Raw genomic sequence first — 24,235 nt, forward strand, 5'->3', positions numbered from 1 at the left:
CGGGCCGCCGGGCTCGGCCCCGCCCGGCCACGCCCCTCAGGACGCCGGCACCTTCAGCTTCTCCCAGCTGACCTTGCCCGGGATGCCGTCCGCGTCCTTGCCCTTGAAGCCGAGCTTGCGCTGCCAGGCCTTGTAGGACTCGCGGTCGGCGTCGGTCCACTCGGGGCCGGGCCCGTCCTCGTAGTGGTCGCACCCCTCCTCGACCAGCCGCCTGCCCATGGCGGTGATCACCGCGGACTTCTGGCCGGCATGGAAGAACCCGCCGCCCGGGAAGGGCGCGTACGACGGCTTGGTCGGCGTCGGCTTCGGGTCCGTCTCCTTGCCGCCCCCGCTCCCGCCGCCCCTGCCCGCCAGCCGCTCGGCGATCCGCTTGCGCATCCCGTCCATGGTGAAGCCGCGCGGGTCCTGCTTGCCCGGCTGCCACTCCTTGTGCCCGATGACGGACCGCTCGCTCCACCCGTGGTGCCGGCAGATCGCGGCGGACACCTTCTCGATGGCCTCCTTCTGCGCCTCGGGCCAAGGGTCCTTGCCGTCACCGAGGTTGATGCACTCGAAGCCGTAGAAGTGCCGGTTGCCGTCGGTGTCGGCCTCGTTGTCGTGCGGCAGCCTCGACTCGTCGACGACCGCGCGCAGCACGTCGCTGTCGCCCAACCCGGCATGGTTGGCACGGCCGTTGCCGACGAGATGGATCTCGCCCTTCTTGTCGATGACGCCGTGGCACAGCGGGCCGGGCAGCCCGGAGTAGCCGTTGTAGCAGATGTTCACGGAGTTCTCGGTGCCCGAGGTGACGGTGTGGTGGATCATCACGCCGTTCACCGGACCCCACGGGCCCTTCGTATTGCGGTTGTGGGTACGCCACTTGCGCACCTCGTGGACCGTCAGGCCCTCCGCACGCAGGATCTCCAGCAGTTTGGACGCGCTCAGGGGCGTGGCCATCAGTTGTCTCCTTCCGCCGTCGCCTCCGCTTCGGCCGTGGTCTGCGACCTCCCGTGCGAGGGGTCCTCAGCCGCCGCCTCCTCGCGCCGTGCCTGGGCCTCGGCGGCCAGGCTCGCCTCGTCGGCGGCCGGGATGCTGCTGGCCAGCGGTCCGAACGCGAGCCGCAGGTCGACGGCGCTCTCCTCGCCCTTGACCAGTGCGAGCGGGGCGAGGTGCCGGGTGACGCCGGCCGGCCCCTGGAGCAGCGGCCGGCGGGCCGGGTCGGCGGGCCACTCGACGCTGCCGGTGGCGGTGCGGGCGGGGATCAGCCAGTGGTCGCCGGTGCGGTAGGCGCCGCCCTTGGCGAAGTACACCTCGACGCCGTCCTCCAGGGGCAGCCACTCCCCCTCCTCGACCTTGAGCGCCCCGCCCTTCAGCGCGGAGGTCCGCCCCTTGCGCTTCGGTCCCTCGCGGTGGTCCCAGCGGCGCAGGAAGGGGTTGAGGTGGGGCAGCCGCCCGACACCCGCGTCGGGCTCGGCGGACAGCCGGACCCGCCGCCCCGGCAGGTCCAGCTCCTCGACTCGCAGCAGCGGCAGGGCCTCCAGCCGCGAGGAGTACGCCGTGTCCGTGAACTCCACGTGGTCGCCGACGTCGAGGTCCAGCTTGTCGTCGTACCCGAGCGACGCCAACTGCACCCATGTGCCGTCGAGTTCATCGACCGGGAAGACCACGGACCCGTTCTCCCGGGACCACTTGAAGGTCGCGTCCTTCGCCTCGCCGCCGGCGTGCACCTCGACCCGGTAGAGCTGGTTCTCCGGTCCGCGGTACCGGGCGTCGGGCCTGACCAGGCAGGGGTCCTCGTCCGCATGGTCGGGCCGCTCGCTGCGGGCGGCCAGCCGGGCGGAGGACAGCGCCTGTCCCCTGGCCCACTTCTCGAAGGCCGCGCGCACGACCTCCTTCGACGGGTCGGCGTCCTCGATCGCCAACTCCGAGAGGGAGAGCGGCAGTACCTGCCAGAGGACCTTCACCCGGGCCGCCGTGTCCGGCATCGCCGCGCCGAGCGCGACCTCGCGCAGCGCCGGGTCCTCGGCCGCGCCGACCGAGCGCTCCCAGACGTTCAGGTAGACCACGAACGGCGCCTGCGCGGGAGAGGGCAGCCGGTCGCCGGGCTTCTCCGGATCGCGGAAGGCGTCGGGCTGGTCCCAATAGGTCCAGTACGAGGGCGGGTTGGGCGCCGAGTCCTGCTCCTCCGCGTCCTCGTCCGGTACCGGCACCCCGGGCGCCGGGCGGTCCGCGTCGACCAGGATGCCGTCGACGTAGTACCGCCCGCCGTGGATGTACAGCGTGTCGATGTCGTGCCTGCCGCCCACGTACTCGATACGGAAGCCCGCCGCGTCGCGCGGCCCGCCGTAGCGGCCGATCAGGTCGGCGGCGAGCGTACGCGCCTGGTGGAGCTGGATCGCGGTCTGCTCGTTGGTGTCTGCGTCGAGCTGGACGCGGCCCTGCTGGGCGACGACCGCGGAGTAGTGCCGCTCCGGCCGGAAGGTGAGTCGGGAGAGATCAGCGTGCATGAAGGGGGTCCCCCTGGTTCAGGATTCTGCGGGTGTGTCGTACGGCGGCACTGCTCAAGTCACGTAGAAGATCCCGGAGTCGGTGCCCGCGGGCGTGTACTCCGCGAGCCGCGCGCGCAGCCCGTCCTCGCGCTGCGGCCGGTACAGGTCGTGGAAGGCGCCCAGTTCGGCGCCGTCGTCCGCGCCTCGCCGGATCACCTCGGGGCAGCGGTCGGCCAACTGCCCGTACCAGGGCGTCCCGTAGCGCACGGCCGAGAACAACGGCCTTACGTCGGTGCAGCGATGGCGCCGCGGTGTGCGTGAACCGGCCGGAACGGCCGAGTACCGCAGACAGCCGATTCCGCGCCGGACCACGTGCAGCTTCCCGGTGAAGACGGAGTTCTCGGCCGACTCCACCGCATGGGTGTGCACTTCGCCGATGACAGTCGTGCGGTGCACATGGAGCACGGCGTGCGCGTGCCGGCAGTCCGGGGCGGAGAGGGCCTCACGGTCGTGGCCGGTGGCGTCCAGGATGCTGTCCCGGAGATGGATGTCCAGGGGGTCCTCGCTCACCTCGTCCCCGATGACCTCGATGGTGCCGAGGACGCTGTGTTCCACCTGAAGGCAGGCGGTGGTGCGTTCCAGGACGATGCTGGGTTCCTCGGGCGAGTGCGGCTCGCACTCGGGCTCGAGGGACCAGCCGGGCACGAGGGTGGAGTGCCTCAGCACGACGGCCCCCATCGGACCCGTGACATTTATCCCGCGACCGGCCACGAGCAGCCCGTCAAGCACGATCCGCGGCCGATCGCAAGGAGCGCAATCCGCCTCCACCGCACGGATGTTGAGGGCGTCGGGCCGGTTGCTGTACCAGTCGAGCAGCCGGATCACCGGCCGCGTCCCCTCGGCCGCGCGCAGCTCCAGCCGGTCGCCGGGATCGAGGTCGAAGTCCAGCTGCTCCTGGTAGGCGCCGCTGTGGGTGATCTCGATGATCCCGGTCCGCCCGGGGCCGCGCTCGCTCTGCCAGGCCCGGTAGGCGTCCATGATCTGGCGGTACGGCTGCCCGGGACCCACCCGGTAGAAGACGGCGTCGGGCCGCTCCACGCGATCCGGCCGCTCGTACTCGCCGCCGCCCATGTCGGCGCCGTACGCGTAGTGGTAGTCCACCCACACGCCCTGCCGGGGCGCCGACCGCGACCCGAACGCGATCCGCCCGAGTTCCGGGTCGACGGCGATCTGCCCGCGCCTGGGCCGGTAGCGCCAGTCGGACAGGTCGGCGACCACGATGTCGGACGGCGGTACGGGCTTGTCCTCGCCGTCGCGCCGGATCACGAAGCTCTTGCCGGGGCCGTAGTAGTCGAGCAGCCGGTCGTGGAGCAGGCGCCGGGTGATGAAGGCGGGGACGTTGTCGACGGTGGCGGTGTGGGTGGGCGACGGCTCCGGGACCGGTTTGGTGACCAGGGGGCTGTCGTTGCCGAGGATCGAGAAGGTGTAGAGGTTGCGGGCGCGGTCGACGCAGTACGCGGGAGACGAGGTCAGCGAGTACGCCTTGAGCCGCCAGACGAAGAGACCGACACCCGCCGGAGTCCAACCTGCCTGCCTGCGCCGGGAGTTGGCGCGACGGACGTCGACCGTACGGGCCGTGGTGTCGAAGGGCCCGCCCTGGAGCGCGAGCGCGGAGCCGTCCCGGAGGTCGGGAGTCTGGCCCCGTCCCGTGTCCCGGTACAGCTTCACCGACTGGTTCTGGGCGACCAGCCGCGACAGCTCCACCGCCCGCGCGGGCCACCCGGCCACCTGCTCGGAGATCTCCTCCAGCAGATGCAGCGTGCCCTTGCGCCGCCGGTTGGCCACCGTGGCCGCGACGTCCGCGCGCGGCGCGACGGCCTCGGCCAGCGCGGCCCGCCCGCCGTCGTGCAGACCGGTCGTGAGAACACGCTCGTAGCCGGGCAGCGTGCGATAGCCGACGAGATCGCCGAGGTACGGCAGCACCCAGGGCGCCGCCGTCTCCACGAACAGATCCTCGTAGCCCTGGGCGACACCGTCGCGCACCCGGTCGAGTTGCTCGGCGATCACCGCGAGCAGCGCACGCAGCGGTTCGCCCTCCTCGGCGTCACGCAGGAGGTACCAGCGGGGCAGCAGCGCGGCGAGCCCGTCGGGTTCGCGCGATGCCACCGGCGCTGCGGTGTCGAACTGCACGTCCGGGGACATCACTTGACCTCCGTGAGGATGAGGGTGTCCGCCGCCCTCGGGGAGAGCAGGGCGAGTCGGGCGGGGCGGATGCCGCGGAAGACGTACACCGACCGGCCCTTGGACAGGCGTCGGGTGTCGGTGATGTCGGGGTTGAGGCGCAGGAGTCGGGCGAGCGGAATGCCGTACTCGTGGCAGACCGACGAGAGCGTCTCGCCGTCCGCGTCCGTCACCGTGTGGACCTTTTCGTCGTACGCCGCCTCGCGCGCCGGCACCGCGGACTTCGGCTCGCCGGGGTCGGTGAGCAGGGCGGCGAGTTCCTCGGGGGTCGCGGAGGCGGGGACGCCGGTGAAGACGTCGACGTCCACGTAGTCGACGCCGGGCACGGTGTGGGCGGTGGCGAGGAGGTCGGAGAGCCGGGCGGGACGCCCCAACTCCCGTCCCTCGTAGCCGAGTCGGCGCAGCAGCGCGGCCCGCAGCCGGGGCTCGACGTACTCCCAGGCATAATCCGGCGCGACCTTCACCTTGGCGGCGACGAGCAGCAGCACCAGTTCCCGTGCGTCCACGCGGACCGGGAGCCCCGGGTCCCCGTACTCCGTGAGCGCGGCCCGCAGGGGTTGCAGGGTCTCGTCGCCGAGGGGTACGTCGTCGGTGCCGGCGACGGTCACATGCAGCACGCGCCGCCGCCCGTCGAAGAGTTCGCGCGCGACGGCCCGGCCGATGCCGGCGCGGGAGCGGGCGAAGTCCTCGTAGTCGGCCTCGGAGACGAGCCGGTCGAGGGCGGAGACCGCGAGGGGGACGGTGCGGCGGGTCAGCCCCGGCCCGTCCGCATCGGCACCGCCGGTCGCCGGGCGCGGGTTGGTGACGGCGGTGACGCCGAGCGGGCGGGTGAGCGGCTGGGTGACCCGGTCGGCGGCGACGTTGGCGGCCTTCCCCGTGCCGAACCGGTACCGGGCGTGGACGTTCTCGTGCCCGCTCGGCAGTCGCGCCCCGTGAACGCCGTCCCCGAAGGTCACGGTCGTACGCCCGTCGGAGGCCGAACCGGTGATGTACACCCGCTCTTCGGGGCCGCGTCCGGCGAGGCTGTCGACCTCGTGCCAGCGCACACCGTCGACCCGGATCTCCAACACCGGGGTGGCGCCGAGGGGGTTGTCGTCGGCGAGCCAGGTGAGCGGGGACTGCCAGAGCGCGAAGGTCTGGTTGGTGCGCTCGGAGTCGCCGCTGCCGATGGCCTCCTCGCGGCTCTCGCCGTGGGTGGCCTCGACGACGTTGCCCTGGATGCGGACGGTCGCCCGGTGGTAGCGGTGGACGAGGTCGGTGGTGAGGGTGAGCCGGGTGTGGACGTGGTCGCCGGGCAGTTGCGGGTCGACGGCCGGATCGGCGGCGGCGACCGTGACGACCTCGGTGGCGGTGACACCGGGCGTTCCCGGAATGTCGCTGCGCTCCCCGCTCACGACGAGCGTGCGCCCGGCCCTCAACCCGTCGTACAACTCGGCGAGTTCGATCCGATTGCCGTGCACCTCCTCGCCCAGGGGTTCGTCCGCGAGCCGCAGCGGCTCGCCGCCGGCGTACACGGTCGTGTCCCGGATGTGCGAGAGCAGTACGTCGAACTCGTCCAACCACGCCTCGTCGAGGGTGAGTTCGGTACCGCGGCCGGTGATCCCGTAGTTGGTGTACGCCGCCACACGCACCGCCCTGACCTGTGTGGTGACGAAGGCGAGCCCGGCGTCGCCGGGTATGCCGCCCGGGGCGCCCTTCGCGGGCCGCTGGACGGCGACCCAGCTGCCGACGTTGATGCCGGTGTGCACGCTGTCGAGTTGGAGCACATTCCGGTTGACCGGCGCGGGCTTGCTCGCGATGACGATCTCGACGTTGGGCTCGGTACTGCCGACCGTGTAGCGCAGGCTCACCTCGTACTCGCCGTGGGTGAACTGCTCGGGGACACCGGGCCGCAGCGGGATCTCCTGGGCGGTGCCGTCGTCGATCCGGACGCGCACCAGACCGTCGTCGTCCGGCCGCGACACGAACACCGCCCACTCGGGCAGCCCGGCACGCAACCGCACGTTGACGCCGGGCTCCTGCGAGGTCGACAGCTCGACCTGCCCCGGCCCGAGCGCGAAGTTCACCTGCTGGGAGAGCGGCAGGGTCACGGCCCGCTGATCGGAACTGTTCCCCTCGACGTACTGGAACTCGGCCCGCACCGCCACCTTGGCCGCGGTGTCGTACACGACCCGCATCCCGGTCAGCACGGCCCCGGTGAGCGGCCAGTCAGCGGACCGGATGACCCGCCCCTGCTCGTCCTGGACGGGCTTGAGTGGGGCCGTGGCGCCGAAGGGAGCGGCGGTTACGCGCATGGCGAGCAGCGCGCGGAGGAGCGGGGTCGCCCCGACGGCCACCGCCTTGCGCCAGGCCGGATAGAGGCTGCCGAGGCCGGGGTCGAGGGCGGCAAGGAGACGAGCGGGATCAGTGTCGGCCTGCCGAGCTGCGCCCGGGGCGACCGGCGTCGAGGCGCGCAGGGCGGGCAGAACAGCGGCCAGCGCCTGAAAAGCAGCGCTCCGGGCATCGCTTTCGAGGGGCGCGGGGAACTGCGCGACAAGCCCCCGCGGCGCCGCACCCGCCGGACCCCCCGTCCCGGCCCCTTCCTGCGCGCTCTGCGCAGGCACCAACTCCATTGCCCGACGGCTGAGTTCCTCAAGTACCGCCTGCAACTGCTCGAACCACCCGGACACGTCCGGCCACGGCTCAGCCAGAACCTCCGCCTCACCAAGCCGCTCGACCGGCTCCACCAGCACCGCTGCCAGGCTCTCAGGGGTCTTCACCCCATCCAGCCGGTCTCGCAACGGAGCGAGGACCTGATCCTCGAAGTCCTCGACCAACCGACTCACCGGCCGCGGATTGGGCACGTCCGGCGTGGGCGGCTCATCCCCCGGCTCCCCAGGCACCGCGGGCTCGGCGATCCACCGCCGCACCTCGTCCACAAGCTCCTTCAAGCTCGGCGGCGCGGACTTCGGCAGCGTCAGCGCGGTGACGTCATCGTCCCGATCGACCCGCACCCCGGCCACGGGCAGCAACTTCCGCTCCCCACCGGCCTGTTCCCCGAACACGAAGAGCAACTGGTCACCGGTCTGAAGCGAATTGCCCGTGCCCTCCACGAACAACTCGGACCGCCGCTCCAGATCCTCCGGCGTGACCAACGACGGCCTCCGCCGCCGCACCTTGAGCTCGTTCCAGTCCCACCGAGCCGTGAGATCCCGCCCGGTCTCGAACGTCAGCGACTCCTCGTCCGCGGAGGCGGGCACGCTGTGACTGCGCGCCCCCCGCGGAATCAGCACGGGCAGCGTCTCGGCCCGCGGATCGCGCTCAAGCGTGTACGCCAGATACGTACTGGCCGCCACCCCCGGCCGCGGCCGATGCCCGACCAGCCGCCCGAGCAGCACCAGAGACCGATGCTCGTTGGCCGTACGGACATACGCCTCGTCGGCGATCCGCTCGGAGTGGAAGGTCAGCAGGTCACCCAGCACAGCCGTGGCGTCGAGCAGCCCGATCGCCGGATCGTCCGGCGTCCGGACCGTGAGCCCGTCCAGGGCCGGGTACGCGGGCGAGGCGAGCCGGTCGAGGAGGGCGGCCAGAAAGGACCCGTACTCGCCGACGCGGTAGTCGAGGGCAGTACGGCCCGGCGGATTGTGCACCGGCGTCGGCGCAACGCGCTCGTCGCTCATCGCGCGCCTCCCAGGGATATCGCCAGCAGGCCGTTCTCCGGCCGGTCCGGGTCGTTGTCGCAGGTGGCGATCTCCAGCGGGCCGAGCGGCAGCACGCCGTCCTCCCTCTCTCCTCGGTCCTGCTCGAACAGCCGCCGCAGGCGCGTGACTTGGACGCTTTGCACGCCCGGTACGGCGGCCGCGACGGCGACGATCCGGCTGAGCCGTACGGGCTCGCCGAAGGTCAGCGCGTCCGGGTGGAAGAACCCGAGCCCCCCGCCCGCCAGGCGGCCGCTCCCCAGCACGCGGTACAGCTCGGCCAGGATCTGCCCGTGCTGATGGCCGGGCGCGGCGCACACGCTCAGCGCGATGTCGAGCGGTACAAGGCGGGCCGGCCCGACCACCAGGTCGTGGCCGATACGCCGGTACGTCTCCAGGGACTGCTCGACGCGGGCGAGCAGTTCGGCCGACGGCGTGCCGCCGCCGTACGCGTCGATCGCGATGTGCGCCTCCTGGACGCTGCCGGTCCAGCGGAGGTCGGCCGCGGCGCGCTGGACGCCGGGGAGTTCGGCGGCGAGGGCCGCGTAGTCGTCCGCGGTGACCGCGCGAAGGCGGGTGCGACGCAGGTCGAGTGGGGCCAACTGCCGTACCTGCTCGACGGGTTCGGGTCGGGTGCCGCCGGTGGCCGGTAGTGGATTGCGGACCGTCGCGGCGGGCGGTTGTTCGCGGTCGCTCCGGATGACCAGGTGGTTGATGGCCTCCGCGCCGACGTTGCCCGCGATACCGCCGCCGAGCCGGTAGTGCAGCGCGAGCCGCGCGCCCGCCGTCGGCTTCGTACCGTGCCGGCCGTCGCCGAAGCGCAGGGCGAGGCGGCCGTCGTCCTCCAGTTCGCCGACGAAGTGCCGGTCGCGGGCGGCGCTGTGCAGCAGGTCGCGGCGGGGCTGCCAGGTGAGCTCGCCGTCCTCGACGCGTACGGCGGGCAGGGCGCGGCGCGGGTCCTGGGCGAGCGCGGCCGTCGCGGATCCCCTCAGCACCGGCTCCTCCGGGTGCAGTCCGACGGCGTACACCGGACCCCAACTGTGCGCGATCTCCCAGGCGATGTGTCCGTCGAGCACCGTGCCCGCGCGGGCACGGGAGGCGAGGACCTCGACCCGGCGCAGCTTCCCGTCGAGCAACTCGTCGCTCTTGTGCAGGAGTTCACGCAGTGCACGCACCGGATGCGCACGCAGCTCGAACCGTTCCAGGACCTTCAGGCCGAAGATCACGGCGAGTTCACCGATCTCCTCGTCACCGAGCCCGTTCCGGTCACGGGCGCTGCGCCACAGCTCGACGAGCCGCTGCCGCAACCGCCCCGGAATGGCGGCGATCCGCTCGGCCTGCCCGGCGGCCACGACCTGGGCGTCCGGGAAGGCGACCGCCTGTACGACCGGCGAGCGCCCGAGGACGGGACGGAAGCGGGGCCTGATCCCCGGGTAGACGGACTGCGCGAGCAGGGTACGAAGGGCGGCGGCCTGGGCGTACGCCGTCCCCGGCACCACCCTCCCCCAGCCTCCGGCCGGGGGTACCCCCACGTGCCGCTGCCCGGCCCGCTCCAGACCGATTCCGGCGCGTACGGTCGCCGCCTCGCCGACCACCGCGAAGAGCTCGCGGACGTCGTCGGGGACCAGCGCTTCGCCGCTCTCCGCCTTGTTCGTGAGGGAGTTGATCAGCCGCGCGGGCGCGTTGCCCTCTTCGCGGTCGTAGCAGCCGAAGGCGGGCTGGTCACAGGACGGTACGACGGCCGGCTCCGGCGGTACGACGGTCGTCTCGGGGAGGCCGGTGAGGGTGCGGCCGTGGTCGACGAGAACGACGTTGCCTCGGGCGACGGTCACGTCCTCGACGGGCAGGCAGTCCCGGCCGCCGCGGGTGGTGAGGCCGAGCGGAAAGCGCAGGGCGTCCTCGGCGGCCCAGGTGACCTCCAGGACCGGCTGGTCCTCGATGCGGTCGACGGCCGGGGTGACGGAGGTCAGCCGGACCGCCTGCCGGTGAGCGGGGTCGGCGTCGCCGGGGGTGCCCGTCCGCGGGCCCTTGACCTCCTCAAGGATGAGCAAGTCGCCCGGGTTCAGGGCGAGTCGGCGGTCCCGGCAGGTCTCCGGGTCGTCCCACTCGTCGCGCAGGGTGGCGGCCGTGGCCCCCTTCGGCAGGGTGCGGACCTCGCCGCCCCACGTCCACAGCCGTATCGCGTTGTGGGCGGTGCGCAGCTCCAACGGGTCGGCGGCGACGACCGGTTCGAAGACCTCCACCGAGCCGCGCTCGTCCAGGTCGCCGAGGTCGTTCTCGTCGATGACCGTGCCGGGTTCGGGCCGGTCGTGCGGGTCGAGGGTGCGGACGTCGACCGAGGCGAAACGGAAGGTGCCCGACGCGAGCGTGGTGTCGCCGGCGGTTCGGACGGTGACGTATGCCCGGGCCGTGCATCCGTCGTGCATCGCGTAGTCGATGAGCCGGACGTGCCGGCGTACGGAGACGCGGCGGCGCGCGGTGTCCAGGTAGGCCTCGGTGGCCACCGCGTCCTGCTGGTAGCTGATCTGGTCGCCGGTGTGGGCGAGCAGCTCGACCAGCGCCACGCCCAGGTCGGCGGGGTTGCGTTCGCGCCAGTCGGGGGTGGTGAGCGCGAGCCGGTCGAGGAGCAGCTTGCGGATGGTTTCGTAGTCGCGGGCGGTGTAGTCGACGACCGGAGCGGCCGGGAACTCCTGGAGGGTCTCCCCGTCTCCCCTGCAGTCGAAGGGAGTTGGGCAGTCGGGGCGGAAGGAGAAGCCGGCGGAGTGGTAGCGCTGGTCGAAGCCGCGGTACGGCTCGGTGCCGGGACGCCCGTAGGGGTCCGTCTCCACCAGGGCGAACCGGTAGCGGGAGGTGTCGCCGGCCCGGTCGAGGGTGACGTAGAGCCGGTCGTCGAGCTCCGGGTCCTCCTCGCGTTCCACGCTGACGTCGAGGGCCGTGATGCCGGTGACACGGCGGCCGCCGTCGATGCGGACGTTCTCGGGGCCGAGGCTGTGCGGGGCCTTGCCGAGGAAGGTGACGGTGAGCAGCAGCCCGTCGTCGCCGACCTCCACGGCGTCGACTCCGTTGAGCTGGGCGGCCCTTACCTTCGAGCGGCGGGAGGTGGCGGTGCTCATGCGGTCCTCCCCTCGAAGACGTCGTCGGTCCGGGTGCCGGTGGCCCGCAGGACGTACGACAGGTAGACCCGGACGGTGTTCTCGTCGCTGATCACGTCGAGGGCGACGACGTCGATGAGGTCGCCGAGCCAGCGCTGGAGCGAGGCCTGCACGGAGAGTTCGAGGGTGCTGACCAGCTCGGGGCTGTTGGGGGCGAAGACCAGGTCGAGAAGTCCGCAGCCGAAGTCGGGGCGCATGACGCGCTCGCCCGGGCTGGTGAACAGCAGTTGCTCGATGAGGTCGTGGACGTGTTCGGCGTGGCCGGCGTGTGCGGTGCGGCCGCGGCGGTCGGCGTGGAAGGGGAACGCGAGGTCGCTGCGCGGGCGTTGACGTGTTTCGCGGCTCATCGGACGGTGACCTTTCGCTGTGCGGCCTGGACCACGGGCGGCCCCTGCGGCACCAAGGCCGCCGTGAAGCACTGGGCCGCCGAGGTGTCGAGCAGCACGGGGGCGCCGTCGACCGTGACGCCGCTGCCGTCGGCGGTCCAGCGGACCGAGACGCACGGCGTGGGCCGGCCCGCGACGGTGTGCGGGCAGCCGGTGACGACGTAGGCGTGCGCGCCCGTGGCGACGGCGGTGCCCCCGACGAGCACGCCGCCGGAGGGTGTGGTGGCGGCGCTGACACGGCCGCCGTGCGGGCAGCCGATCACGGCGCTCGCGTCGAGCAGACTCCCGGACAACTTCTCTTCTCCCCCGTTGTTGCTAGCGCTTCGACCGAACGGTCAACTGGCCCTGGTTGATGGTGACGTGATCGCCCTGAAGCAGGATTTCGGCGCCCGCGCCGTTCGCGATGACGACGACTTCCCTGGTGATGCGGATGTACGCGCCGCCCTGGGCCTGGAGCAGGATCCCCTGCTCGGCTCCCGCGGTGTCGTTCATGACGAGCTTGTGCGCGCCGGGCGTCTGCACGACGACCGGCTTGTTCGGCGAGTTCGCCTGGAGCTCGCGCCGCGCGTCGGGCGGCAGCTCCTCGGCGGAGCCGTACCAACACCCGGTCCACACCGGGAAACTGGGATCTCCCTGCTCGAACTCCACCCACACCCCGGAGCCCGGCGGCGGCACCGCGAACTGCCCGGCCTCGGGTCCCGTGAACGGCAGACAGGGCAGCGCCCAGGTGGACGGCTCGTCGCCGAGGACGTCCGGGACCTCGACGGTGATCCGGCCGATCCGCAGCGGATCGTTGTTGTCGACGACCCGGCCGCGGAACTTGCCGAGGTAGCGATTGCTGGGTACCGCCATGCTGAACTGCTCCTGATCGCTGGGGTGTTACGGCCGGACGTAGTCGCTGCGGGCTTCCAGGCCCTCCCGGGAGAGGGTGAAGTTCTGCTGGAAGGAGCCCGGACGCAGGTTGTGCGTCACGGACTTGACGTAGTAGTCGCCGTCGTACGCCCGCCCCGAGCCGCGCACGCCGACCAGTTGGCGGGGTTGCAGGATGTAGCCGTGCCGGTTGACGTCGAGCGAGCCCGACCCGGAGATCACGTCGGCGGACACGGCGGCCCGGGCGAGCAGCTCCGCCTCGGCCTGCTCGCGCTGCTGTTTGGCGGTGCCGGAGAGGGTCTTGCGCTTGAGCGCGGGGGTGGGCCGTAGTCCGAGAGGCGGCCGCAGCGGACTGATCGGCGGCTGCGGCAGCAGCGTCGAGACCCGCGTCCCCGGATCCTGCCAACGCGCCTGCGGCTCTTCCCTGGCCGTCCCGTCGTACGAGAAGGTCAGCTGGTCGACCGTCGTGTTGGCGTCCATGTTGACGTTGAGGGCGTGCTGGCGGATGCCGAGCCGAACCTCCGGGCCCCAACGGGCCGATGACTGGCCGGGGTTGGGTCCGGGCTCCAGATAGAAGGTGTAGCCGTTGGCCTTGGCGAGCTCGGTGACGTACTGGAGGTCGGTGCCGGTCTGGTAGTGGACGCGGAGGTCCTGGTGCGGGGGCTGGGCGATCTGCTCGGCGTAGACGTCGGGGCGGATGCCGTAGTCGGAGTACCGGCGCAGGATGGCGAGCACCCGCTCGGACGGCGGCAGGTTGGGATACCGCGCGGTCCGCTCCTCCAGGTCCATCAGCAGGGTCAGGTCCTCGCCGGTGACGGTGAGGGTGGAGTGGCCTGGCTGGTTGCTGGCGCCGACCTCCTGCCGTACGACGAGCCCGTCGAAGAGGACGTCGGTGGTCCCCCGGACGCTCACGGTCACGATGATCCGCGTCTTCGGGTCGAAGAACCCTTCGGGCAGCAGCCGTTGGCCGATGACCCCACCCTTGGTGAGATCGAAAGCGAGCTGGAAGCCACTCCTCTCGCCCGCCGTCGCGGTGATCTGCGCGGACAGCAGCGCCTCGGTCACCTCGGCCGGCACCGGCCGGACGAGCTTCGGCCCCATGAGGAGCGTCACGTGTACGGGGCCCTGCCCCACGGGCTGTTCAGCCACGTCGGCGCCCTCCGGGCTCGGGAATCTCCACGACCCGCCCGGCTTCGTCGGTCAACTCCCGTGGATCGAGTGCGGGGTTGGCGTCGGCGATGCGCCACCACTGACCTGGGTCGCCGAAGAAGCGCTGGGCGAGCAGATCGGCCCGCTCGCCTGCGCCGACGACATGCTCCTGGGTCTCCTGGGTGTCCAGCGGGGGCAGCAACCGCCGCTTGGCGTACCGCACTTGGGTCCCGTCGGGAAGGGTGTGCACGCCGATCTCGGCGTCGTGGTACCGGCTCGTCCGCGGATACGGATGGGCCCCCGGTATCGCCCCGAGCGCACTCTCGTAGGACTCGATGTCAGCCATGATCCGAGCTCAGCCCCTCCCGCTCAGCACGTCCGCTCCCGGCAGCCCGAGGGCCCCGAGACTCCCGCCCCGCGCGGCGGCGGCGAGCCGCTCCTTCTGCGCGAGGTGGGCCATGTAGAGGTCGGCGCCGCGATGCCCGGCGGGGAGATCGCTGACGGTGAGGATCTTCATGCCGATGCCCAGCGACGCACGTATCGGATTGAGATTCACGTCAAAGGCGGACTCGTTGACGGACAGCTCGGTCAGCCGCACCGGCATGACCCGCTTGCTGCCCCACGTGAACAGGGTCAACGGCATCTCGATCGGGCTGATCTCGATGGTCCCGTTCTGCGCGAGCCGACTCGCCGCACGGAGCTGGGCGGTGGTCGGCTGCACGAGCATCTCGAGCGTGGCGAGCTGTGGATGGATCCCGTCGGGCGCCGCGATCTCCAGCTGATCGGTGGCGTCGATCTCGGCGGTGAACTTCCAGGTCTCCTCGGCGGGACCCTTGAGCCGCAGAGCCTCGTTCCTGTCCCCGCTCCCCGTCCCACCGCTCCCGGAGTCCCCACTATCCCCGGCGGACTGCGGCGCGATGCTCCGCTCCAGGGTGTCCGGGTTGAACTGCAGCACGATGATCCGCTGGGGGGTGCCGCGGTCGGGGTCGACGACGACTATGCCGGAGCGGATGGGTTTGGGGATGTCGGCGTAGCGGGTCACTGCCCGCCCCCTCGGAGTCCTTCGAGAAGAATGGCCGCGTTCTCACGAATGTGCTCCACCGAGTCGTGGACGAGCACTTCCTCCACGAGACTCACCAACCCCGGCCAGGGCAGGTATCCGGTCGCGATGACGACCGCCTGTCGCACTCCCGGGTCCTCGTCCCGGGCGGCCACTCCCAGTTCCTCGACCAGGTCGTCCTCCTGTTCCCCGGGAGCCGTGAGAACAGCCGCATAGAGGGCGACGAGCTTCTGGTTTCTGTCCGTTGCCTCCCGAAGCTCCCGTCGGGCCTCGCCGTGACCCCACAGATCGCAGTTCTCCTGAATCTGCCGGACGACCTCGTCCCGCCCCTCTCCCCGCACTGTGAGATAGCGCATCCCGATCGGCTCGTCGTCGACATGGTGAACCTCGGCGCGCTTGTCGTACGTGATCCAGATGTCGATGAATGCACCGGCTTCCTCTCGGCGCAGGTCGACGACATCCCAGTCAAGGTCCCAGGCAAGCCGTTTCACACGTTGGACGGAGTATTCCTGCTTGAGAACGAAGCGGCTGGAGTCGGTCATCTGTTTTCCTTTCTACTGCAGCCGGTAGAAACGCTTGAGGAAGTTGGACACGAGCTTCCGGCCCTTCTGCATGGCGTCATTCCGGTTGATGCCGGTGATGCCCTGTCCTTCGGTTGCCGCCAGCACCCACTTCTGGGCCATCTCCTCCTCGCGCCGTGCCAGTTCATCACGTCGCTTCCCGGTGCCGCGAAGCCCCTTCTCCTGGCCCTCTTCCTGCTGCTCGATGCCCCATCCCGACTGTATGGCCCCCATCATGGACATCGGGAACTCGCCGCGCTCTCCCAGCCTGTCCGTCCCCTCATAACCGGCGAAAGCACCTTGGGACGATATGCCGCGATCTTCCGGTCCACGGGCAATGAGGTCCGTGGTCAGCGCGGCGAAGCCGATATTGCTGTAGTTTCGCGTCGACTCGCGCACGAACATGAGCCAGTGGGAGTTCCGTATGAAGTCACGCTGCTCTTCGGTCCAACTGCCGGGAAGAGTTCCGTTCCGCACATAGGAACGCATTCCGGCCGCGAAGTCCTCGTCCGAGATGTTCAACCTCTTCAGCTCTTGCGGGACCTCGTGATAACTGCCCACGCCCGCGGTCTTGGCGTTCCGCGCTCCCGGCTGGTCCTTCTCTCGGACCATCTCCTTGTTCGGCCCGACCGTGTAGTCCTCGTTCTTGTATCTGGGGTTGTACGGCGGAAGGGTCTCAGTGGTGCCGTCCGGCTTGGAAATCTGCAGCCTGTCACCGCGCTCCCGCAGGTATCGGACCACTGCGGGAATATCCGCGGAACCCTGGGTCTCCAGCACGTGCTTGGCCCCGCCGCCCTGCTCCTTCGCCTCGGCCGCGTTCTTCTCCTGGCGCATCGTCGCGGCTCTGTCCCTGACGTCCTGTCGCTCCAGGATGTCCTTCGATTCCTCGCGCACGAGCTCGCGCATGTCCGGAGGTTGCAGCTCGTAGCCCTGGCCGGCGGACTCATGCGGATTGAGCGTGGCCTCGACCTCGAACTGCCGCTCGCCTTGCTTGTCCAGACCGGTGAGGCGGTACCAGGTGCGCATTGCGGCGAGGGCGCCGAGCAGGGCGCGCTCCGGTACGCCACGCTCGAGGAGCTGACGCACCTTGGGCCGGACCCGGGCGACGATCTTCTGCAGCCGTGCCTCTTTGGACTCCTTGGACCTCTCGTCCTTCTTCCGCTGGTCCTGTTTCCGCCGCTTCTGCTCCTGCTGCCGCCTCTTGTGGTCCCGCAGCCGGTCCTTCTTGTGCTTCAGGAAGTTCCGCAGCTTCGACGCCCCGTTCTTGAGCGCCTTGCCGAGCTTCGACTTCTTCAGTTTCCGGCCGAGGGTCTTCGCCGCGTTGCCGACCTTCTTCAGGGCCGACTTGACCGCGCCCTTGGCCCTCGAAAGGGCTTTGCCCGCTGGTGACTTGGGTTTCCTGGGCTTGGCGGGCTTGGGGCCCTCGATCTCCTTCTGCTTCTTCGCAGGCGCCCTCTCCTTCGGCTTCGTCTCCGCCGCGTCCGGCGTCTTCGCCGGCCCCTTCGGTGTCGCGTGGTCCTTCGGCTTCACCGGCGACTTCGGTTCCGGTGACGGACGACCCTTCGGCCTCGGCTCGGTGCCCTCCCTGGACAGCGCCTGCCGAGCCTTCCGCACCGCCCCCCGCGCCGAGTTCACCGCCGCCCCCGCCGCCTTCTTCGCCCCGCCCCCCACCTTCTTCAGGCCGTCCATGATCTTCTGGGCCATGCCCTTGAGGCGCTTGCCGACGCCCTTCGTGGCCGAAGACAGCTTCTGGAGGAGGAAGTTGGTGATGAAGTCCAGGAGGGCCACGACGCCCGCCGCGACCGCCTCCGCGAAGAGGCACGCGGCCGGGCCCGCCTTCACCGCCTTCAGATAGGCCCAGAACTTTCCGAACGCGGACAGGATCGAGCTGACCGTCGACCAGGCCGCCATCAGGCCCTGGATGATCGTGAGGATCGCCCCGGCCGCCGGGACGATCATCGAGACGACCTTCTCGATGACGAGGGAGGCGATCATCATCGGGAGGGACGCGATGATCGCGTCCCACGCCATCCTGCCGATCTGCTTCAGCGAGACGCAGCCCTTGACCAGGACGTCGATGACCGCCTTGCCGAGCCCGAGGATGCCCTCGACCTTGGTGTCGAACCATCCCTTCACCGCCACCTTGATGGCGCCCCAGAGGTGGTCGGTGATGCCGGTCTTGGCCGCGCTGCCCGCCTTGGCGATCCAGCCGCCGGGGTCGGGTGCGATGTCGGCGACCAGGGCCGCGAACTTCCCGAGCGCCTCGATCGCCGCCTGCGCGAACTTGATCGCCCCGACGATGACGGCCTGATACGCCTTGATGACGGCCTTGAGGCCCGCTTCGAGGACGTCGAGGAGTGCGTTGAGGCCCGCGGCCAGGGCGTCCAGCAGGGAGTTGACGGCCTTCTTCAGGCCGTCCGCCAGCTGGTTGACCGTCGCTATCGCCGCGTCCCGCAGTCCCTCGATGGCCTTGCGGAACCGGTCCCGGAGTTCGGGGAAGGCCGAGAGCAGCACGTCGCCGATCGCGATCAGCGCGTCCGCCAGCGCGTCGATCGCCTTGATCGCCAGGTCCCGTACGAAGTCGATGGCCTGGTTGGCCCACTCCTTGAACTGGTCGATGATCCCGTTGACGGCCTTGCGGGCGGCGTCGAAGACCGCGGTGACGGCGGCGAGGAGGCCCTTGAAGAAGTCGGCGACCTTGTCGGCGATCCAGCCGAACAGGCCGCCGGAGGGCTTCTGTTCCTCCTTCTTCTTCTCGGCCTCCTTCTCGGCGTTCTCCCGCTCGGTGTCGATCTGCGAGTTGTCCTTGTCCTTGCGCGCGCCGATCTCCTTGTCCTTGTCGTCGCGCGCCTTGACGATCTCCTTGTTCTTCGCCTCGTGCTCGTCGCCGGACTTCTGGTCCGCGTCCTCGACCTTCTTGTCCTGCTCGGTCCGCCAGTCCTCGCGCTGCTGCTGCGTCTCCCGGGCGACCCGGCCGCGTTCGGCGGTCTGCTGCGAGGTGTTCCGCTCCACCTCGCGGTCGATCTCGGTCTGCTTGTCCTGCTTGGCCTGCTGCTCGCCCTGCTGCTGCTCCTTCTCCTTGGCGCCGAGGTCGCCCTGCGCCTTGCCGGCGGCCCCGGTGATCTCGGAGCCCTTCTCCTGCTTGGCGACGGCACCGACTCCGGCCTTGGGCGCGGGTGTCGCCTCCAGCGCGCCGCCCTTGCCACCGCCCGCGCCGCCGGAGGCCTTGCCCGTGAGCTGTTCCGCGGGGGCGTTCGGGTAGATCTGGTCCTCGCCGAGCGGCTTGGCCGCGTCCGCACGGCCGGTGGTCTGCAGATCGGTCTGCTTGTCCTTGAGCGCCTTGGCCTGGTCGTCGGTGCGGGTGGGGTCGCTGGCACCCTCGAGACGGATCTTGGGCGCCGGGCCGACTGTCTTGTTCTCCAGCTCGGGGTCGGTGGTCGGGACGGCGTCGGCGGCGGCCTCGACGTTCTTGGCCTCGGCCTCGCTGAGCCCCTTGTCCGGTACGGCGGGCGGCGGCGGAGGCGGCACATTGGCGGTGGCTTCCTGGCCCGCCGCCTTCACCCCGCCCTTGGCCTGCTGCTTCTCGCCCTGGTCCGCCGGACCGACCCGCTCCACCTTCCCGCTGACCTGGGCGGCCGCGGGCGCGGCCTCGGGCGGTGCGGAACGCGTCTCGGGCGCCCCCGACGGCCGTTCCCGGGTGGGCGGGTCCGCGTCGAGCCGCTTCTGCTCGTCGCCGACCTTCTTCTCCGCGGCCTTGTCGACCCCGGGCATGGCGGCGGCCGCCTGGTCGGGCGCCAGCCTGCTGACGGTCTGTACGGCCGCCTTGGGGTCCTGCCCCGAGACGTCCGGCGGCTCCTCCTGCTTCTCCTCGGCCGCGGCCTCGCCCCCGCCGCCCCCGCAACTCCCCTGCCCGCCCTCGTCCTTCTCGGGCGCGGGCGCCGGCGGCGCACAGCCGCCGCCGTCCTTCTCCAGCGACGCCTCGGGCCGCGGCCCGTCCGTCGCACCGGCCTGCCCGGGTGCGTCGGTCTGCTCGGCGGCCGGACTCACCGCCGCCTGCGCGACGGACGGCGCGGCGCCGGGCCCGGCTCCGACGGCGGGCCCGGTCATCTCGGCGGCCCCGACAGGCCCGCGCGGCACGGCGCCGGGCCCGGTCTCCTTGGGCACCCGGCTCTTGGCGGCGGGCGCCTCCCGCTCGGAGCGCGGTGGTTCGGCCCCCCGGCGGGTGGCGGGCGAGGGCTCACGGTCCTCGACCGCGGTCTTCGGCGTCTGCGCGCCGGCGGGCCGGGACACGGCGGCCGCCACCGGGGACGCGACGGACTGCACCGACCCACCGGCAGCCGACGGGGCCCCCGCGGCCGTACCGGACCCGGCGGTCGTACGAGACTCGGCGGCCGTCCGCGACCGCTGCTCGCTCCGTTCCTCCTCCGCGTCCTCGGCGTCCGGCTTCTCGTCGTCGGCCCGGTCCCCCTCGGTCGACTCCGGGGCCCTGTCCTGCTCCCTCTCCTGCTCCTGTTCGGCGTCGGGCTTCTCGTTCTCCGGTTCGGGCCGGTCCTTGTCCTGGGTCGCGGGGTCCGGGCCGACCTCCTGGTCGAGGGGCTTCTCCGTCTCCTGGAGGTCCTTGGTGCCGCGGTCCTGGGCCTGCGCGGCGGGCCCGTTCTCGGGCTGCGGGGCCTCGCCCTCGACGGGCCCCTCGTCCTGCCCCGGCGCCTTCTGCTCGGGCCCGGCCCCGTCCTCGTCCTCCTCGGAGTCCCGCTTCTCCCGCTCCTGTTCGGTCTGCTCGGCCTTCGTCGGCGGCGGGGTCGGGAAGCCGGGCAACGACGGTTCCGCGGCGCCGGGTTCGAGCCGGTCCGCGGTCGGTACGGCGGACAGGTCGAGGTCGGCGGCGGGCAGATAGTCCTCGGGCTTGAGCGCGGGCTCGTCCTGCGCGCCGGGAGCGCCGCCGCCCTCGTCCTCCTCGCCGACGACCTCCTTGTCGGCGCCCGCCTCCAGGCCGAGCGGCCGCTCCTCCTCGCGGGGTTCGCCGCCGTCCTCGTCCTGCTCGTTCAGACCGTGCTCCGACAACGCCGAGTCGGGCTGCTCGGCGCGCTCGTCGACCTTCTCCGGTCGTACGGGGCCGGGCTGGGCCTTCTGCTTCGGGTCGGGCTGCTCGTTGCGGGACCCTGCGGCGGGCTGGGTCTGGTCGTCCCGCTGCTTGCGCTTGTCGGCGCCGGGCGCACTGGCCTGCTGCGGGTCGGCCTCCTCGCGCTCGCGCTGTTCCTTGCGCTCCTCCTTGGCCTGCTCGGTGCCCTCCTGCTGCCCCTGGGCACGCTCGTCGGCGGCCTCGTCGGTGCGCTTGCGGTCGGCGGAGGCCTGCTCGTCGGTCTGCTGCTGCTCCTCCTCGCCCCGCTGCCGGGAGGCGTTGCGCTCGTCCTCCTGCTCGGTGCGCTGGGCGGCCTCCTGCTCCTCGGTGGCCGAGTCCGCCCGCGCCCGGCTGCGGTCGCTGCCGCTCTTCTCGTCCCTGGCCTTCCCGTCCCGCTGTTCCTCACGGCTGTCGGCGGCCCGCCGGTCGGCGGAACCACGCCTGGACTCCTGCTTCTTCTGCCACTGAAGGCGCTCGACCCCGAGCTCCGCGAGGAGGTCGACCTCGGGCAACGGCGCCTCGGCGGGCTGGAGTTCGACCGGTCCGGGCCGGGCCTGGTCGGCGATCTCCAGCAGCCGGTCGTACTCGGGCGTGAGCAGCCGGGATTCGAGCCGCTCGACGACGGCATCCTCCAACTGCTCGGACATCCGCGCCAGTTGGAGGCGCACGCGCCCGGACGCGTCGGTCGGATCGCCGCGCAGGGACCGCAGCACATTCCCGGCGAGCCGGTCCACCAGGGTCGCCGGGTCGACGGCCTCGGCGCGCATCCGGTCGGCGTCGACGGTGGCGTAGCGCAGCCAGCCGGGCGTGCTCTGCCCCTCCTCGACGTGCGGGGCCGAGAGCTCAGCGGAATCCGGCTGTACGACCGCCTGCGCGGCCGCCTCCGCCTCCCGCTCGATCGCCTGCTGCGGAAGGCTTACGGCGCCCAGCTCGCGCCCGGCCCGCAGCGCGCCCAGGCCGTGCGGGTTCTGCACGGTGTGCTGGAGTTCGTGGGTGAGCAGCCGCCGGCCCTCGTCGGTGCCGGGCCGGAAGGCGCCCTCGCGGAAGAAGACGTCCTGGCCGACGGCGACCGCGTCGGCGCCGAGCAGCTCGGTCAGCTGCCCGGCGTCCCGGCCGGTGTGCAGCCGTACCCGCCCGAGGTCGTGACCGAGCTGCTCCTCCAACTCCCGTCGCAGGCCCGGGTCGAGAGGCTGTCCGGCGCCGCTCACGATGTTCTTCGGTTCGGGCGTACGGGACTTGGCGGCCCGCTCCTTGCGCTTGCGGCGGCGCTGCTCGGCGGCCTGCTCGGACCGCGCGTCCCGCGTCGGGGAACTCACCGGCTCACCTCCCCGTGCCCGCTCAGCCCTTCGTGCACGGCGCGGGCCAGCTCCTGGCCGAGGCGGCGCGCGGAGAGCCCGGCGGGCAGGGGCGGCAGCCCGGACAGGGCGTCGACGGCGAGGGGGCCGTTCGCGGCCAACGGGACACCGTGCAGCCGTACCAGCCGGGTCAGTTCGGTCTCGAAGGCGGCCGAGACGCGCTCGGGGTCGGCGCGGAAGCCGTCCAGTACCAGCTCGCCGATCTCGACGCGGACCGCAGACGGCTGTGCCGCACTGTTCACACCCATCCGCGGACCTCCGTCGGCGTCAGGGAGCGCTCCAGCTTCAGGTACTCGGTGCGGGCCGCGGCCAGCATGTGCCGCATCTGGAGCCGGTCGCCCTCCTCGGCGGCGAGGAAGGCTCCGGACAGGGCGATGTTGCGGATCGAGCCGCCGGCGACGGTGAGTTGGGCAAGCAGCGCCGGGTCGATGTCCTTCACCGGGGCCTTGGCGGGCAGCACCCGGCGCCAGATCTCGGCCCGCTCGTGCTCGGCCGGGAAGGGGAAGTCGACGACGAAGCGGATACGCCGCAGGAACGCGGTGTCCAGGGCGCTCTTCATGTTGGTGGTGAGGACGGCCAGGCCCCGGTAGGCCTCCATCCGCATCAGCAGATAGCTGACCTCCAGGTTGGCGTACCGGTCGTGGCTGTCCTTGACCTCGCTGCGCTTGCCGAACAGGGCGTCGGCCTCGTCGAACAGCAGCAGCGCGCCGCCGCGTTCGGCGGCGTCGAAGACCCGGCGGAGGTTCTTCTCGGTCTCGCCGATGTACTTGCTGACGACCTGCGAGAGGTCGATGACGAAGAGGTCGAGCCCGAGTTCCTTCGCCATGACCTCGGCGGCGAGGGTCTTACCGGTGCCGGAGCCGCCCGCGAACATCGCGGTGACGCCGAGCCCCCGCCGCAGCGTTGCCCCGAATCCCCACTCCTGGTGGACGGTTGCCCGCTGTCGCACATGCGCGACGATCTCCCGCAGCACGCCGGTCTGCCGTTCGTGCAGCACGAGGTCGTCCCAGCCGGCCTGCGGCGCGATCCGCCGCCCCAGCTCGTCCATGCCGATCCGCGCCTCGTCGAGCCCCGCCCGCCAGGCGAGTTCGGCGGCGTCCAGCTCGTCCTCGTGCGGGAGCCGGCGCCGTACGGTCGCGGCCGCGGCACGCACGACGTGCGGCGGCAGCTGGAACTGGGCGACCAGCGACCGCAGTTCGCCGTCGTCGAGCTCGGCGACGTCGCCGAACGCGTCGCTCCACAGCTCGAACTGCTCCTCGTCGTCGAGCCGCGGCACCGCCACCCGGGCGGCGTACGTCCGCTCCGACCGCAGCGGGTCCTCGCTCGACACCACCACCGGTACCGCCGCCCCGGCCAGGAACGACTCGGTCGCCGCCCGCTGGTCGCGGTCCAGCTCGCCGGCCTCGACGAGCAGCGCGGCCGGCAGCAGGATCGCCTCGCGCTGCCACAGCCGGGCGAGCCGGTCGCGGTCGGCCGGGTCGGCGGGGATGTCCTCGGCGCTCATCGAGTAGAGCCCGAGGCCCGCGCGGGCGGCCGCGGTCGCGGAGATGTCGGCGCGGCTGCGCAGATCCCCGCCGGTCACCTCGACCAGCGAGGTCTCGGCGCCGTGGGTCCAGCCCTCGGCCAGCCGGTTCGCGGCCAGGTCGTACGAGGCGGTCAGCGCCGTCGGCACCGGGGTGCGGCGCAGCTGCCCGTGCAGCCGGGCGTCCAGATAGGGCGAGCCGAGCAGGAAGTGCAGGATGCGTTCGTCCAGCCGTAGCCGCGAGGTGGTCAGCCGCGACTCGTCGTCCAGGTCGACGATCCGCCAGCGCCGCAGCGGCGCGACGGGCGTGAGCGCACTCCAGTGCGGCTCGGCGAGCGCGGCGAGGGCGAGCGAGAAGGTCGGATACGCCCGCTCGGGATCACCGGCGGCCGCGGCGCACCGGACGGCGGTGGTCGGCTCCAACTCGTGGGCGGCGGCGAGGAGTAGCAGGTCCCGCTCGAAGGGCGTGATGCTGAAGCAGGCAACGAGGGCGTCGAGCGGGGCGGTCCCGGGGCCTTCGGCGGGCACCAACTGGGCGCCGGGTGCGGTCTCTTCGCCCGCGACCCGCGCCGCGTGCGCGTCGACGCGGGCCAGTACGCGCCGGATCTCCGCGGTCAGCGTCGTACCGTGCCCGTCCGTCCCCATGCCGTCACCTGCCCCCGTCGCCGTCATCCCG

The 24,235-nt window shown here is 71.8% G+C and carries 15 protein-coding genes; all 15 read right to left on the bottom strand.

Annotation, left to right across the window (positions count from 1 at the left end; all coding sequences use genetic code 11):
* Positions 1–36: 36 nt before the first annotated feature.
* Genes ACQEWB_RS09605 through ACQEWB_RS09675 form a run of 15 tightly spaced genes read right to left on the bottom strand, consistent with a single transcriptional unit; the run spans position 37 to position 24,231 of the window.
* Positions 37–936: a peptidoglycan-binding protein gene (locus ACQEWB_RS09605; protein WP_432829072.1), complete on the bottom strand. Its 900-nt coding sequence runs from the start codon at positions 934–936 to the stop codon at positions 37–39.
* Positions 936–2,486: a DUF6519 domain-containing protein gene (locus tag ACQEWB_RS09610; RefSeq protein ID WP_432829074.1), complete on the bottom strand. Its 1,551-nt coding sequence runs from the start codon at positions 2,484–2,486 to the stop codon at positions 936–938. The genes ACQEWB_RS09605 and ACQEWB_RS09610 overlap by 1 nt, the downstream gene beginning before the upstream one ends.
* A 54-nt stretch (positions 2,487–2,540) precedes the next feature.
* Positions 2,541–4,670 carry a hypothetical protein gene (locus ACQEWB_RS09615; protein ID WP_432829076.1) on the bottom strand — a complete coding sequence of 710 codons (2,130 nt, stop codon included), beginning with the start codon at positions 4,668–4,670 and terminating at the stop codon, positions 2,541–2,543.
* Positions 4,670–8,368 carry a putative baseplate assembly protein gene (locus ACQEWB_RS09620; protein WP_432829078.1) on the bottom strand — a complete coding sequence of 1,233 codons (3,699 nt, stop codon included), beginning with the start codon at positions 8,366–8,368 and terminating at the stop codon, positions 4,670–4,672. The genes ACQEWB_RS09615 and ACQEWB_RS09620 overlap by 1 nt, the downstream gene beginning before the upstream one ends.
* On the bottom strand, positions 8,365–11,499 hold the full coding sequence (locus ACQEWB_RS09625; RefSeq protein ID WP_432829080.1) for a putative baseplate assembly protein: 3,135 nt from the start codon (positions 11,497–11,499) through the stop codon (positions 8,365–8,367). The genes ACQEWB_RS09620 and ACQEWB_RS09625 overlap by 4 nt, the downstream gene beginning before the upstream one ends.
* The gene (locus ACQEWB_RS09630; RefSeq protein ID WP_432829082.1) at positions 11,496–11,885 is read right to left on the bottom strand and encodes a GPW/gp25 family protein; all 390 of its coding nucleotides are present in this window, start codon (positions 11,883–11,885) and stop codon (positions 11,496–11,498) included. Before ACQEWB_RS09630 ends, ACQEWB_RS09625 begins: the two co-directional genes overlap by 4 nt.
* A complete protein-coding gene (locus ACQEWB_RS09635; RefSeq protein ID WP_432829084.1) occupies positions 11,882–12,217 on the bottom strand; it encodes a hypothetical protein in 336 nt (111 codons plus the stop codon). The genes ACQEWB_RS09630 and ACQEWB_RS09635 overlap by 4 nt, the downstream gene beginning before the upstream one ends.
* Positions 12,218–12,239: 22 nt before the next feature.
* Positions 12,240–12,776, bottom strand: a complete 537-nt coding sequence (locus tag ACQEWB_RS09640; protein WP_432829086.1) for a phage baseplate assembly protein V — start codon at positions 12,774–12,776, stop codon at positions 12,240–12,242.
* Between the two features lie 27 nt (positions 12,777–12,803).
* Positions 12,804–13,943, bottom strand: a complete 1,140-nt coding sequence (locus ACQEWB_RS09645; protein ID WP_432829088.1) for a hypothetical protein — start codon at positions 13,941–13,943, stop codon at positions 12,804–12,806.
* Positions 13,936–14,289, bottom strand: coding sequence for a hypothetical protein (locus ACQEWB_RS09650; RefSeq protein WP_432829090.1), 354 nt, complete (start codon positions 14,287–14,289; stop codon positions 13,936–13,938). Before ACQEWB_RS09650 ends, ACQEWB_RS09645 begins: the two co-directional genes overlap by 8 nt.
* A 9-nt stretch (positions 14,290–14,298) precedes the next feature.
* Positions 14,299–14,985 (bottom strand): hypothetical protein, encoded by a 687-nt coding sequence (locus ACQEWB_RS09655; protein WP_432829092.1) that lies wholly within the window; start codon positions 14,983–14,985, stop codon positions 14,299–14,301.
* A complete protein-coding gene (locus tag ACQEWB_RS09660; RefSeq protein ID WP_432829094.1) occupies positions 14,982–15,545 on the bottom strand; it encodes a HEAT repeat domain-containing protein in 564 nt (187 codons plus the stop codon). The genes ACQEWB_RS09655 and ACQEWB_RS09660 overlap by 4 nt, the downstream gene beginning before the upstream one ends.
* A 12-nt stretch (positions 15,546–15,557) precedes the next feature.
* Positions 15,558–21,998, bottom strand: a complete 6,441-nt coding sequence (locus ACQEWB_RS09665) for an eCIS core domain-containing protein (RefSeq protein ID WP_432829096.1) — start codon at positions 21,996–21,998, stop codon at positions 15,558–15,560.
* Positions 21,995–22,285: a hypothetical protein gene (locus ACQEWB_RS09670; RefSeq protein ID WP_432829098.1), complete on the bottom strand. Its 291-nt coding sequence runs from the start codon at positions 22,283–22,285 to the stop codon at positions 21,995–21,997. Before ACQEWB_RS09670 ends, ACQEWB_RS09665 begins: the two co-directional genes overlap by 4 nt.
* The gene (locus tag ACQEWB_RS09675) at positions 22,276–24,231 is read right to left on the bottom strand and encodes an ATP-binding protein (protein ID WP_432829100.1); all 1,956 of its coding nucleotides are present in this window, start codon (positions 24,229–24,231) and stop codon (positions 22,276–22,278) included. The genes ACQEWB_RS09670 and ACQEWB_RS09675 overlap by 10 nt, the downstream gene beginning before the upstream one ends.
* Positions 24,232–24,235: the final 4 nt, after the last annotated feature.

It is taken from the genome of Streptomyces sp. CA-249302 (assembly GCF_050936785.1).
Lineage (GTDB): Bacteria > Actinomycetota > Actinomycetes > Streptomycetales > Streptomycetaceae > Streptomyces.

Coding starts and splice junctions, on each gene's coding strand:
- ACQEWB_RS09650 (WP_432829090.1), bottom strand. CDS start 14,289: ATGGCTGACATCGAGTCCTACGAGAGTGCGCTCGGGGCGATACCGGGG.
- ACQEWB_RS09625 (WP_432829080.1), bottom strand. CDS start 11,499: ATGAGCACCGCCACCTCCCGCCGCTCGAAGGTAAGGGCCGCCCAGCTC.
- ACQEWB_RS09660 (WP_432829094.1), bottom strand. CDS start 15,545: ATGACCGACTCCAGCCGCTTCGTTCTCAAGCAGGAATACTCCGTCCAA.
- ACQEWB_RS09670 (WP_432829098.1), bottom strand. CDS start 22,285: ATGGGTGTGAACAGTGCGGCACAGCCGTCTGCGGTCCGCGTCGAGATC.
- ACQEWB_RS09675 (WP_432829100.1), bottom strand. CDS start 24,231: ATGACGGCGACGGGGGCAGGTGACGGCATGGGGACGGACGGGCACGGT.
- ACQEWB_RS09605 (WP_432829072.1), bottom strand. CDS start 936: ATGGCCACGCCCCTGAGCGCGTCCAAACTGCTGGAGATCCTGCGTGCG.
- ACQEWB_RS09640 (WP_432829086.1), bottom strand. CDS start 12,776: ATGGCGGTACCCAGCAATCGCTACCTCGGCAAGTTCCGCGGCCGGGTC.
- ACQEWB_RS09610 (WP_432829074.1), bottom strand. CDS start 2,486: ATGCACGCTGATCTCTCCCGACTCACCTTCCGGCCGGAGCGGCACTAC.
- ACQEWB_RS09615 (WP_432829076.1), bottom strand. CDS start 4,670: ATGTCCCCGGACGTGCAGTTCGACACCGCAGCGCCGGTGGCATCGCGC.
- ACQEWB_RS09630 (WP_432829082.1), bottom strand. CDS start 11,885: ATGAGCCGCGAAACACGTCAACGCCCGCGCAGCGACCTCGCGTTCCCC.
- ACQEWB_RS09620 (WP_432829078.1), bottom strand. CDS start 8,368: ATGAGCGACGAGCGCGTTGCGCCGACGCCGGTGCACAATCCGCCGGGC.